16 protein-coding genes are annotated in these 12273 nt (G+C 37.3%); all 16 read left to right on the forward strand.

Annotated features, from left to right (window positions below):
• Positions 1–88 precede the first annotated feature (88 nt).
• The 16 genes from MKP09_RS08910 to MKP09_RS25730 all read left to right on the forward strand — a co-directional run bounded on the left by MKP09_RS08910 (position 89) and on the right by MKP09_RS25730 (position 12267).
• Entirely contained in the window at positions 89–724 is a 636-nt protein-coding gene (locus MKP09_RS08910) for a relaxase/mobilization nuclease domain-containing protein (RefSeq protein ID WP_240827368.1), read from the forward strand.
• 8 nt (positions 725–732) lie between these two features.
• Positions 733–1323 carry a hypothetical protein gene (locus tag MKP09_RS08915; RefSeq protein WP_240827369.1) on the forward strand — a complete coding sequence of 197 codons (591 nt, stop codon included), beginning with the start codon at positions 733–735 and terminating at the stop codon, positions 1321–1323.
• Positions 1324–1374: 51 nt separating this feature from the next.
• On the forward strand, positions 1375–3354 hold the full coding sequence (locus MKP09_RS08920) for a YWFCY domain-containing protein (protein WP_240827370.1): 1980 nt from the start codon (positions 1375–1377) through the stop codon (positions 3352–3354).
• A 544-nt stretch (positions 3355–3898) separates the two neighbouring features.
• Entirely contained in the window at positions 3899–4624 is a 726-nt protein-coding gene (gene cas6 / locus MKP09_RS08925; RefSeq protein ID WP_240827371.1) for a CRISPR-associated endoribonuclease Cas6, read from the forward strand.
• Positions 4625–5141: 517 nt separating this feature from the next.
• Positions 5142–5345 (forward strand): hypothetical protein, encoded by a 204-nt coding sequence (locus MKP09_RS08930; protein ID WP_240827372.1) that lies wholly within the window; start codon positions 5142–5144, stop codon positions 5343–5345.
• Positions 5342–5581: a CRISPR-associated endoribonuclease Cas6 gene (locus MKP09_RS08935; RefSeq protein WP_240827373.1), complete on the forward strand. Its 240-nt coding sequence runs from the start codon at positions 5342–5344 to the stop codon at positions 5579–5581. Before MKP09_RS08930 ends, MKP09_RS08935 begins: the two co-directional genes overlap by 4 nt.
• Positions 5582–5589: 8 nt before the next feature.
• Positions 5590–6165, forward strand: coding sequence for a hypothetical protein (locus tag MKP09_RS08940; RefSeq protein ID WP_240827374.1), 576 nt, complete (start codon positions 5590–5592; stop codon positions 6163–6165).
• The gene (locus tag MKP09_RS08945; RefSeq protein ID WP_240827375.1) at positions 6165–7085 is read left to right on the forward strand and encodes a CRISPR-associated endonuclease Cas3''; all 921 of its coding nucleotides are present in this window, start codon (positions 6165–6167) and stop codon (positions 7083–7085) included. The genes MKP09_RS08940 and MKP09_RS08945 overlap by 1 nt, the downstream gene beginning before the upstream one ends.
• A complete protein-coding gene (gene cas3, locus MKP09_RS08950) occupies positions 6989–8332 on the forward strand; it encodes a CRISPR-associated helicase Cas3' (RefSeq protein ID WP_240827376.1) in 1344 nt (447 codons plus the stop codon). The genes MKP09_RS08945 and cas3 overlap by 97 nt, the downstream gene beginning before the upstream one ends.
• 3 nt (positions 8333–8335) lie before the next feature.
• Complete coding sequence (locus MKP09_RS08955; protein ID WP_240827377.1) at positions 8336–9661, forward strand: hypothetical protein; 1326 nt, start codon at positions 8336–8338, stop codon at positions 9659–9661.
• 30 nt (positions 9662–9691) lie between these two features.
• Complete coding sequence (locus MKP09_RS08960; protein ID WP_240827378.1) at positions 9692–9970, forward strand: hypothetical protein; 279 nt, start codon at positions 9692–9694, stop codon at positions 9968–9970.
• On the forward strand, positions 9967–10359 hold the full coding sequence (locus MKP09_RS08965; protein WP_240827379.1) for a hypothetical protein: 393 nt from the start codon (positions 9967–9969) through the stop codon (positions 10357–10359). The genes MKP09_RS08960 and MKP09_RS08965 overlap by 4 nt, the downstream gene beginning before the upstream one ends.
• A gap of 86 nt (positions 10360–10445) precedes the next feature.
• Complete coding sequence (locus tag MKP09_RS08970) at positions 10446–10760, forward strand: hypothetical protein (RefSeq protein WP_240827380.1); 315 nt, start codon at positions 10446–10448, stop codon at positions 10758–10760.
• A 37-nt stretch (positions 10761–10797) separates the two neighbouring features.
• Positions 10798–11388, forward strand: a complete 591-nt coding sequence (locus MKP09_RS08975; RefSeq protein ID WP_240827381.1) for a UPF0158 family protein — start codon at positions 10798–10800, stop codon at positions 11386–11388.
• 89 nt (positions 11389–11477) lie between these two features.
• Entirely contained in the window at positions 11478–12008 is a 531-nt protein-coding gene (cas4, locus tag MKP09_RS08980; protein ID WP_240827382.1) for a CRISPR-associated protein Cas4, read from the forward strand.
• Positions 12009–12141: 133 nt separating this feature from the next.
• Entirely contained in the window at positions 12142–12267 is a 126-nt protein-coding gene (locus MKP09_RS25730) for a GxxExxY protein (protein ID WP_262915170.1), read from the forward strand.
• The last annotated feature ends 6 nt before the right edge of the window (positions 12268–12273 follow it).

The raw sequence follows: 12273 nt of genomic DNA on the forward strand, positions 1-12273 counted from the left end.
AATCTTTAACTCAAATCAGAGCCCAATGCGCCCACAAATAACTTTTCCGACAAGCCTTTCACGAGCGCTCAATTACCACGAGAAAAAAGTGCAGAAAGGCACCGCCATGCTGTTACACGCACATAATTTTTTCAAAGCACCAGAGGTGCTAAAGTTCAGCGACAAGAAAGAAAGATTCCAGGAGTTGATGGACTTAAATGAAAGGGCAAAAACAAAGCTGATCCATATCTCGCTCAACTTTCATCCATCGGAAAAAGAAAAAATGGATAAAGACTTTTATATCCATTTGGCAGATGAATATATGAACCGGATTGGGTTTGGTGATCAACCTTACTTGGTTTACCAACATGAGGATGCAGGGCATCCGCATTGCCATGTGTTGGCTCCACTAATTAGAGAGGACGGTAGCAGGATACAAACCCATTATATAGCTAAGAAGTTATCAGAGCCAGCCCGAAAAGAAATGGAAAAAATATACGGACTAGTACCGGCTGATAAAAAGGATAGAGGGCAGGAGCTGGCCAAGCTTGAACTGGCGGTATCGCCGCAAAGAGTTCAGGCTGGTAAATCTGAAGTGCAGCGCTCTATTACTAATGTGCTGGATCATGTTATTGGGAAATACAAATACACTTCTTTAAATGAGCTAAATGCTGTTTTAAAACTATACAATGTAAAAGCCGAAAGGGGAGTAGAAGGGGGCGTATTCATCGAAATAAAGGGTTGACCTATGTAGTGATTGACAAAAATGGTAAAGCGCTAACCAAACCCATCAAAGCGAGCGCTTTTTATAATAAACCAACGCTCGCTTTGATTGAACAAAAATGCGAGGCCAATAAGGCATTGAAGGAACCTTATAAACAAAAACTAAAAACATCCATTGAGTGGAGTTTTAGATCCAATCCACAATCATTAAATGAACTGGCCAAAGGACTAAAAAGAGAGCAGGTAGACCTTGTCATCAGGCGAAGTGTCGAAGGACAGGTATATGGACTGACTTATATCGATCATAAATCCAGAGCAGTTTTTAATGGTAGTAACCTGGGTAAAGAGTATGCGGCTAAAAAAATACTGGAACGATTAAGTAAACAAAACCAACCCGAAAAGCAAATTGCCCAAAAGATGGGTAGGGAATTTGAAAAACCTAGCACGCAAGAAAACTCGAAAGAACAATCACCCGAAAAGCAAGCCACTAAAGCCTTAGAAAAAATCATTGAACAGGTAGTGGATCCTTATGTGGGAAGTAATGATCCCTTCAATAAGGAACTACTCCATGAAAAGAATCGTAAAAGAAAAAAAGGGGTGGATCGGGAAATAGACTTCTAACTGACTTTGACAATCGGGTTTTTAATTTTTAAATCTAAGTGAAGGATGACAATGCAGACAAATGAAAATGAAATGGGATTAAAGAAGATCATGGACATGACCCGGTTGATCAGTGTGGTGTTATTGGTGTTACATTTTTATGATAGCTGTTACGGTTTTTTCAGGTTGCAGGGATGGACACATGCCATTAGTGATCAGGTGTTGAACAATATCCACAAAACAGGACTGTTTAATAACTTCCATAAATGTAAATTACTGGCTCTGGTATTTTTAATACTGTCATTATTGGGAGTGAAAGCAAAAAAAGCTGAAGCCTTTAATTACAGGCTTTGTGTGGCTTATATTGTAACAGGCTTGTTGCTTTATATTATCGGCGCATTGGTTTTTGTATCGCCTGGTAATGCCGCTACCCTAACAGTGATATATGTAACAATTACTGGTACTGGATATCTATTATTTATTATCGGTGGCACAATGCTATTCAGAGTCATCAAACATAAGCTAAGCCGTGATGTATTTAATACCGCCAATGAAACCTTTCCGCAGGAAGAAAGACTCTTGACCAACTCTTATTCCATTAACCTGCCAACTAAGTACCAGCTAAAAAATAAAACCCGAAATGGATGGATCAATATCATCAATGCATTTAGAGGGGGAATACTTTTGATGGGCTTGCCGGGCAGTGGTAAAACACTCATCGCTAAGGAGATTTTAAAGCAACAAATCGAAAAAGGATTTGCAATGTTTATCCATGACTTTAAATATCCTGACTTAACAAATGTGGCCTACAATCATTACCTGAAAAATAAGAAACAATATAAAGCCACACCACAGTTCTACATTATCAACTTTGAAGATATCCAGCAGCGTTGTAATCCACTATTGCCGGAATGCATAAATTCTATAACAGATGCGGCGTCTGCATCACGTGCAATACTTTTGGGATTAAACCAGGAATGGATCGGCAAACAGGGAGACTTTTGGGTGGAAAGCAGTATCAATTTTATCACAGCCTTGATATGGTATCTGCGCCTCTATCAGGATGGTAAATATTGCACATTGCCACATGTAATAGAGTTGGCTCAAACGCCACTTGATAAACTCTTTACAATCCTGGCAGCCCAGCCCAGTCTGGAAGTATTGGTAATGCCTTTTGTTCGGGCTTATGAAGAAGATGCCGGTAAGCAGTTGATTGGGCAAATTTCTGGTGCTGCCATAAGCTTGGGTACATTGGCGTCAGAAAAGCTTTACTATGTTTTATCGGGTAATGATTTTTCTATGAACATCAATGACCCGGAGCATCCTAAGATTGTTTGCATTGCCAATAATCCTCAGGTGTCTAATATTTACAGTGCGGTGATTTCTTTATACCTAAATACACTACAGAAATTATTAAAAGAACAGCAACAGCAACCTTGTGGAATTTTATTGGAAGAATTCGCTAATATTTCCTGGTATAATGCCGATAAATTTTTATCGGTATGCCGAAGCTACCTGGTAAATGTTATAATGGTTATCCAGGATGCCAGCCAGTTGATTTTACATTATGGCGAAAAGCAGGCTAAGGTTATTTTGGCGATGGTAGGGAACATAATATCCGGACAAGTAACCGGTGAGTCTGCGAAACAATTATCAGAAAGGTTTGGAAAAATAATGCAGGATAGGCAAAGCCTTACTATAAATAGTAGTGATACATCGCTTAGCAAATCCAGGCAATTGGATTATGCTATACCGCAATCAACCATTGCTTCTTTATCGGCTGGTGAGGTGGTGGGTGTGGTTGTTGACAATCCTGATCAGCGGATAAACCAGAAGATGTTTCATGGGCAGGTACAGCATGATTTTGATGCGCTAAAAAAGGAAGAAGCTGGGTTTAAGCTACTCCCGAAAGAAAGAGTTGACGGAAATGCAATTCGAAATCAATTTATGAGAATTAAACTGGAGGTTAAAGCTATTGTGGAGGAAGAAATGGAGAGGATTATGAACATGCCTGGGCATCAAACGGCAATAGTTAGAAAGAATGGCTCTTAGATACAGCGTATGTTCTAAATTATCATCATTGCGAGAGTCCGGCAACTCCAACTAAAATGATAAAGAGAATTTATAAAAAAATTGTATTCAATCCTTTAAAATGAAAAAACTGTAGAAAGGCTTCGATAGATTAGAGTAAACAGCTGGAGATAAATTTGGAAACTTATGCCTGATAAATAGTAATACAAGTTCACATCTTTGGAATTTATCGCCGGAAGGAACGGCGTATACTTTTGAATACAAATTCATACGAAGATTTTAAACAAAAACTATGCTTCGTCAACAAAAATGGAGTTGATAGAAATGTAAAAGCACTGAAAGAAAACGAAAGACAAACTAATTGGAAATAGAAGAGGACGTGCAAATAGCCGTTTGGGCAAAATGGTGGGTTTTAGTGCTAATTTCATGGATAAAAAATGTGATATGCTATAAAAGGGGATTTTTCCCGGTATATAACCAGTCAAAAGACATTACTATTGCAGTCAATAACAAGGCTGCTCTTGGATTTAAAAGCTAACTATCGTATATTTATTCATCTAAGCCAATGAGATTTTCAATTCAACTAATTGCTATACACTCGGGAGTAAATATCATTTCTCTCAATTACCAATATGCCTTAAGTAGCGCAATTTACCGTATTATAGCCAAAGGTGATGCAGCGTATGCTTCCTTTCTTCACGAAACAGGCTATGGCAAAGGCTTCAAATTTTTTACTTTTTCGCAGATCAATTGCCCTTTTAAGATTGAAGGCGACCGGATGCGTTTGCTTTCTAATGAATTGAACTTTCAAGTAGCTTTTCATTTGCCGCAGGCGGCAGAAAATTTTGTGAAAGGCCTATTTCAGGCAGAGCAGATTGATATTGCTGATAAAAAATCAAAAGCCAGCTTTAGGGTAAAATCGGTGGAGAGTTTGCCCAACCCTTTGCAACAGCATAAAGACAATGAAATTGTAAATACGCAACTAAAACCTTTATCGCCCATTGTAGCCGGATTGCAAAACGACAAAGGCAATTATGATTTTCTGTCGCCGGATGATGAGCGCTTTACCCAAAGCCTAATTTATAACTGGCGCAGCAAAATAGCCACTTGCTATGATGAGGAAACAGCTGCGGGGGCTTTGTTGATAATGGAGGTGATTTCGATGAAGAACCCGTTCAAGTCTCGCTTAATTACGATTAAAGCTGATACGGCTGCGGAAACGAAAATTAGGGGCTGGATGAATTTTGGGCTGAAGGTGACGGGGAGAGACGGTTTGTGGAGCTGGTGCTGAATGCTGGGGTGGGAGTTTATAATAGTATGGGGTGTGGGTGTGTGTGTGTGGGAATTGTATGATGGAAAAGGCAATTTTGCAGTGTTTATGCATGTTTTAAAGTGCAGTTTTGGGTGTTTGGGTGGTGGAGTACGGAGTTTTTGGGAGTTGAAGATTATTCCTTTCGGTTCTATTAAGATCATTAATTCCAATTTACTTTTTCAATTCTCAAATAAGAGTTGACTATTAATTCCAATTTACTTGGCAAATTTATAAAAATATTTTATATTTATAGCCATAATCAACATAATAAAATGAGATTACATCTGAAATTAAAAAAAATGACACAGTAATCCCCTATAATTATCAGCGTAAATTAACAGGGTGTATCCATAAATGGATCGGAAAAGATAATAAAGAACACGGAACGATAAGTCTCTATTCTTTCTCATGGTTACAAAATGCCAAAGCGGTAAAAGATGGACTTTGGCTAACAGATAACTCTTACCTATCCTTAAGCTTTTATGAAGATCATTTAGTGAAAGAGGTTGTTGGTGGTATTCTTCATAACCCAGAAATGTTTTGTGGCGCAAGAGTAAATGAAGTATTGATAAGCAACCACCAATACTTTGATGAAAAACAACAACGTTTTTTTGTACTTAGTCCGATACTCATTAAGCGTACGCTTGAAAGCGGGAAGCAAAAGCATTATACTTTTTTGATGAAGAATCAAATGAAATGATGACAGAAACACTGCAATCGAAACTGAAACATGCCAATCTGAATACGGATGGAGTAGCAGTAGAGTTTGACTCAAATTTTCCGAATCCAAGAACTAAGTTGATTAAATATGGAGAAATAAATAACAAAGTAAATTTATGTCCAATCATCATTAAAGGGTCTAAAGAGCAGATTGCATTTGCTTGGAATGTGGGTGTGGGCAACTCCACAGGGATTGGATTTGGTAGTCTTAAATAATTTTATTTATGAAAAAATTATACGTGGTAAAATATTCTGGACCGTTTGGTTTTATCAAGCCTTGGACTGCTGTGCGTGATAGCGAAACTTTTTCACAGCAATTCCTAACCCCGAGCATTGTAGAAGGCATTGAAAAAAAGTTGTTTCCGGAATTATTGAATGAAATTGGGATAAAGAAAATTATAAGGCACAAATTAAATTATTTAGGAATAGATGTGCAACAGGAACGTACATGGGCAAAAGGGGGATTTCAGTTTTCAAAAGAAAAAGGAAATTATAAAACCAACCTTGGTATTTTGAAACGAGGAGTAATGCTTAACCCAAATCTTTATTTAGCATTTGACACTATTGGGGATGCAAAGATTGCCTTTGAACAAAACCTTTGCTTGTGCAGGAATGAAGATATTTTATTGCCTGAAGACCTGATTGAAATGAGTGCTGATGAATTTGATGAAATTGCTGGGTTTGAGTTGAAGTTTTCTGATAAAGAAACGGGATTTAAAGTTGGGCATAACAGGTATGATAATGCAGCCGAAATGTTTGGAGAATTAGTTGTTTCAGGAAACCCAATTAGAGGGAAATAATGAACTTGAAACACATATTGGCTAAAAGTATTCTTTACGAAGGTACTGATTTGTTGACGCATACGCAGCATGTGGTTTTATGTATTCAAAAAATACTCCAGGGATTCCAATTTGATTTTGATGAACAGTTAGTTTTAAAAGGTGCAATCCTACATGACTTAGGAAAAGCTCATCCAAAATTTCAAAAAAGAGTTTCAGGGAAAAGCAAGGAGGGTTTATTAGAAGAGTTTGAAGATGAGGGATATGTTCATCGTCATGAGATTTCATCTTTGGCTTTTTTACCCTGTTTCCCTAAAGGCGAGTGGCCGATATTGATAGATATGGTTATTGCTCACCACAAATCGATTGAAACAGCGCACCATGAAGGAAAAGGTATTTTAGATTTAAAAACACAAGATAGGAAATGGTTGCAAAACCATTTGAAAGAATGGGATGATTGGCAGCAGTATGGAATAACAATTATTAAAAATTTTGGCTTTGATTGCTCAAACAAAATTTCATTTGAAGATGCCGAAAAAGCATTGAGGTTTGTTGTTGATTATTGTGACGCAAAGAAAAACGGTTGGTCGCCATACAGAGGGTTATTAAAAGGGGCAGACCATTTTGCATCAGCCCTAGTAGAAAGAGTTGAAGAAAATATTAAACACACCTTTGAAATTCCAGATTTAAAGTTTTATAGAGACCCCAAAAGAGCAAACGGTTTGTATCCGTTATCAAAAGTAGTAACTGATAATAGAAGATTACACACAATTGTTGTAGCTCCAACCGGTGCTGGGAAAACGGACTTTTTGATGAAGCGAACCAGTGGGCGTGTTTTTACACCTTGCCTTTTCAGGCTTCAATTAATGCGATGTGGGCACGATTTAAAGATGTTGTCCCTAATAAAGACATTCGGGTTTTGCACGCCATTTCAAAAATAGTCGTCGGGAAAGTCAATCCTGAAGAGCAGCTTTTACAGCCATTAGTAGGTTCTTCCATAAAAGTATTGACGCCATATCAGTTGGCAGGTATTGTATTTGGTATTTCTGGATTTGAAAGTATTCTTTTAGATATTAAAGGGTGTGATGTGATATTGGATGAAGTTCATACTTATTCGGGCTATTCAAGAAGTATGGTGCTAGAAATTGTAAAAGTGCTTAAACATTTCGAATGTCGAATCCATATCGGCACGGCCACTATGCCAACGGTTTTGTATAACGAACTTTTAGAAATATTGGGTGGTGTTGAGCATGTTTATGAAGTCCAGCTATCAGTAGATGAATTGGATAAATTTAATAGGCACAAGATTTATAAACTGGCAAATGATGAAAACATATTTCCAATTATTCAAAAAGCAAAAGAATCAAAAGAGAAAATACTTATAGTCTGTAACACAATTAAGAAAGCTCAGGATGTGTATAAATTAATGATTGAAGAATTTCCTCACGTTGAAAAAATGCTAATTCATAGTCGTTTCAAAAGGCGTGATAGATTTCAAAGAGAATTAAGGCTCAAGGATGAAGTTAACGGAAATGGGAAGGACAAAAAAGGTTTCAAGCCTTGTATTGTGGTGGCGACACAGGTTATAGAAGTCAGTTTGGATATAAGCTTTGACAGAATGATTACAGAATGTGCTCCGTTGGACGGTATGATTCAAAGGTTTGGCAGGGTAAATAGGGAAAGAACTGAAGAAAGCATCAAGATCCAAAAGCCCATTCATGTAATTGAGCCCAAGGGGAAAGTTTTACCTTATAACATGGAAGTGCTTCAAATGAGTTTCAACCAATTGCCAGATGGTGGAGAGATATTATTGGAAAGAACTTTACAGGAAAAGATAGACAGTGTTTACCCGGAATTGGATAAGAAAGCTATAGACATACATTTAAAGTTTAAAGGTAGTCGTTTTACGATGAAGGAACTGACTGACAACAGAAAGGGAATTTTGATTGATGCATTAGAAATTGAGGGAGCCACCTGTATCCTGGAAGCTGACAGGCAAAAATACATTGATGCTACCTGGGAAGAACGAATTGATATAGAAGTTCCGATAAACTGGAAAACCATTTCAAGATACAAAAAACAATTTGAACAGTTGAATGTAGGTTCCAATCCTTTTGTTGTACCTCAAGATGAGGATGAGTATGGAAAGTACGGCTTACAATTAATTGAACACGATATAATATTATAACGCATGTACACAAGTTATATAGGCAAGAAGTTTTTGAATATTTACAATAACCGAAATAAAACGGAATTTGCTGCTGAGCAGTTTTTTGACGAGGTGTTTTTTGGTTTATTCTTTACTGATGAATCGCATTTAATGCATGTGGGTAATTCACCCTTTTTCCAAAAACCGAAAGAAGCTGATGTGCAGACTCACGGCTCAAAGTCTTTGGCACAGCTGGCAAATCTTAAAAGCAATATCCAAAATGATGTTCCTAACATGTCCATTTTTGTAGGGGCTTCTGCTAAAGATATTGGAGGAACAACGTCTGGACAAGTTTCAAGTATTGCAGTGGATATTGATAGCGATGAAATGTATGCCTCATGGATAGGTGAGGCTTTGGCAATTGGGGTTAACGGTGGATTTGTGATGCTGATTGATAACGAGAATATACTCTGGAATTTATTTAAAGGTTGGGAAGTATATCGAAAATATTTATCAAATACGCCAAACATAAAGGACAAGCAAATTGAGACTTGGAATGGGCAGTGGCTGTGTCATACTTTTTCTAAACGCTTTAATGAAAACCGCCCCGAGGACGGTTTAGATATTGAAGCAGAAAATGTGCAGGGAAAACTGGCCATTCCAACTATCAAATGGACAACGGTCGTGCTAACGTTATCGAGAAAATTTCCAAATTCTCAAATGACGGCTTATACTTATAATCTTTCTCAGATGAATACGACACTGGGATTTATAAATCTTTATTTAAAAGAAATACACGAATTATATGAAATGCGGGATCAATTGATTTTGGAATCAGATAAAACAATTCTATCAGATTTGGATATCGCAAAATTTGAACCTTTTTATTATTTCAAAGATGCCTGTGCCTTGGGGACAATTGGGTTAAAAGCTTTGGAACCTGCTAAGCTTCGGGAATTTATGCCAAAAGGAAGTGTACAATTCGCTCAAGGAAAAGAATATAAATTCAAAGATGATGAGTCTTACTTTAATTATAAACTATTTAAAATTTGGATATACGCTATGCTTAACAAAACAGAAATAATTCAGTTAGCGGATCAATTAGCATTGATACTACTGAAATACGAACATGCTCAAAAAGAAGATAACAGAGGTAAGACCGGCAAAAGCTCGGACGTGAAAAATATAATTGAATCAAGATTCTTTAAAGAGTTTGTCGAAAATATAAAACCAGTCATTAACGAGGAAAATAGTTCTGAAGTTGAAAAGATAGTTCAGAAATCTTATTTGGAAATTACTACAGATAATTTCCCTCTATTCTTGACCTTGGTAAGGTTTCAATATCAAATTCATAAAACAAACTCCTAATCAAATTTCATCAAACAAAAATATTCAATTATGCAACCATTCATTTATTTACGAGGATTACGTCATGTTGAACATACTGTATTTGCAGTAAATGACGGACAGAAATATTATACCGATCCAATTACTGGTCGAAAAATGGCTTATTCAAGTGGACAGCAAGTAAAACGTTCAATTCTTGAAAGTTTAGATCAGCCTTTTGCTGCCATAACTTTCAATTGGGAAATTGACAAAAAGGAAAAGCAGGCATGCTTGAGCCGCATTCACCTTGTGATCCAAGCTTTTCAGACCAACTTTTGGGAGGTTATATGAAAGCTGAAAAAGATACGATGACTGTTAAGCGAAGAAGCCCATTGTCTATTTCTGCAATGCGTCCCTTGCATCCTTTACTTGGCGGATTGGAAATGGAAAGTGAAGGAGAAGCGACAGCATTTGACCGTTCAACAATGGCAGAACATCATCATGTAAATGTGTATGTTACAGACGAAAATGGTAAACGACAGAAAATAAGTAATGACGATCTTGAAGAATGGCTGACAACAAACAATAGAAGTCTTGGTGCCAAATATTATAACCCGGGAAAACAATCAAGGGCTACCGGTTTATTCGTATATGATATCGCCATTGATTTACGTACACTTTTCTGTGTTTCTACCAATAAATTGGAACCTGAACTTTTTCCTGATATAGAAAAAAACTGAGAGCGGAAGGTTGGGTTGAAGGGCAAAACGTTTTTGGTAAATGTTTGATTTGTCCAAAGGGTAAAAGGAAAGAAATTATTCCTGCTTTGGCAAAAGCAATCATCAATTGGCGGATTACTTCTAATCAGTCAAGAACATTCAGTTTAATGGAAACACTGGCAGTAGCAATCAGTGATAATGCAAATCAAATTGCTTATGCTGTTAGAGGAGAATTAAGAGATGATACAGATAGACCAAGAGCAGTTCCCAAAATAGATGAGAGTATAAAAGGAAATGTATTTATTACACCATTAGCCAGCGGATATGTTGCCGGTGCTATTGGTTCTGCTGACGCACTTGACCAGGCAGAAAAAACTTTAATTGATAAAATGTTGGCATTTGATTATGAAAAGCAAATTTAAAGCCCAATAAATAGGAAATCATAAAATCACAACCCCCATGCCGCACCCACTTCTCTCCCAAATTCTCCCCATCCTCCAAGTAGTACAGGATGACAAAGAAAAGCTGGAGCAGATTCTTATTTTTCTGAAAGCGGAAATTTTGCCTCAAATAGAAAGTGAACATATTGAAGTGGTTATCCCAGAAAAATATGAGGCATTGGTGCATACTATTGCCGATAGCCTTACGGCGGGCATGCTTTGCTTTTTAAATATGGAAACACTGGAAGTAGAAGATATTCCTAAAAGCTATTTGGACGAATACGATGAAGAAATGGCGGAGGAGTTTGGGGAGGAAGAAGGTGTGTTTGAGTTGAAGCATCTACAATGGGAACATAAATGTTGCTTTGAACCCTTGCCATCATCAGAATCTTTTCGGATCATGGAAAATTTTACAGAGCGGGTAGGCGATCAAAAAGTGCAACAAATTTTGATAGGAATTTTAAACAGAAAAAAGCCATTTGCAAATTTCAACAACTTTATCCATAATTCCGATTATCGGGAAGATTGGTTTGCCTTTCGTCTTGATGCGTATAAAACCCACGTGCGGGAGGAAATTTATTTAGAACTCAAACGAAAAAATGAAGAATAACATTTATTGACATATATCTTGCCATGAAAATTGTAAATCATATTTTCGATTTTCATGGCAAAAAAACTAAAAACAACAACTAATTTATAATGTCCATCACTGCCACACATATTAACTACCATCACGTTTGCAAACGCAAGCTGTGGTTGTTTTGCAACGGCATCAACATGGAACATACCAGCGACACCGTTTATGACGGAAAGCTGCTGCACGAAACCAGCTATCCGCAGCGCAATGAAAAACATTCGGAGTTGAATATTCAGGCCAATCATCAAAACATTAGCCTTTTTGGCAAAATAGACTTTTATGATGCCCGACAAAAAATAATTCACGAAACCAAACGCAGCAACAAAGTAGAAAAAGCCCACGAATGGCAGGTGAAATTTTACCTGTGGTTATTGAAGCTAAATGGCATTGATGAGGCCACAGCCACATTGGAATATCCATTGCTTCGACAGACAGATTGCGTCACATTGACCACAGAAGACATTGCACAACTTCAAACTATGATCGAAGAAATTAGCCAGTTGAAGGAGTCAGAACAATGCCCGCCGGTGATCAATGCTAAGATTTGCAAAAGTTGTAGTTATTATGAACTGTGTTATGTGGAAGAAGTCTGAACCGGGATTTATGGGATGTGAAGATTGAAAGGATTTTAAAAAATGAAGTATGAAATAGCCATGAGGATACTTCCTAAATGCTTGATTATTTCAGGCTATTCCATCTGACCGTAAAAAATAAAAAAGAGAGCAGATGAAATATGCAGAAATAACTAAGCAGATTTTAGCTGGTGCGTTTAAAGTTCACAGTGCGCTGGGAAATGGATTTCAAGAAGTAATCTATCAGCGGGCATTAGAAATAGAAATGAGAAGGGGGTGAATTTGA

This window comes from Paraniabella ginsengisoli (assembly GCF_022513635.1).
In the GTDB taxonomy this organism is placed as follows: domain Bacteria; phylum Bacteroidota; class Bacteroidia; order Chitinophagales; family Chitinophagaceae; genus Niabella; species Niabella ginsengisoli.

Bases quoted from the DNA above. Each gene is read 5' to 3' on its own strand.
- MKP09_RS08920 (WP_240827370.1), top strand. From the start codon at position 1,375: ATGCAGACAAATGAAAATGAAATGGGATTAAAGAAGATCATGGACATG.
- cas6 (WP_240827371.1), top strand. From the start codon at position 3,899: ATGAGATTTTCAATTCAACTAATTGCTATACACTCGGGAGTAAATATC.
- MKP09_RS08935 (WP_240827373.1), top strand. From the start codon at position 5,342: ATGATGACAGAAACACTGCAATCGAAACTGAAACATGCCAATCTGAAT.
- MKP09_RS08940 (WP_240827374.1), top strand. From the start codon at position 5,590: ATGAAAAAATTATACGTGGTAAAATATTCTGGACCGTTTGGTTTTATC.
- MKP09_RS08945 (WP_240827375.1), top strand. From the start codon at position 6,165: ATGAACTTGAAACACATATTGGCTAAAAGTATTCTTTACGAAGGTACT.
- MKP09_RS08955 (WP_240827377.1), top strand. From the start codon at position 8,336: ATGTACACAAGTTATATAGGCAAGAAGTTTTTGAATATTTACAATAAC.
- MKP09_RS08960 (WP_240827378.1), top strand. From the start codon at position 9,692: ATGCAACCATTCATTTATTTACGAGGATTACGTCATGTTGAACATACT.
- MKP09_RS08965 (WP_240827379.1), top strand. From the start codon at position 9,967: ATGAAAGCTGAAAAAGATACGATGACTGTTAAGCGAAGAAGCCCATTG.
- MKP09_RS08975 (WP_240827381.1), top strand. From the start codon at position 10,798: ATGCCGCACCCACTTCTCTCCCAAATTCTCCCCATCCTCCAAGTAGTA.
- cas4 (WP_240827382.1), top strand. From the start codon at position 11,478: ATGTCCATCACTGCCACACATATTAACTACCATCACGTTTGCAAACGC.
- MKP09_RS25730 (WP_262915170.1), top strand. From the start codon at position 12,142: ATGAAATATGCAGAAATAACTAAGCAGATTTTAGCTGGTGCGTTTAAA.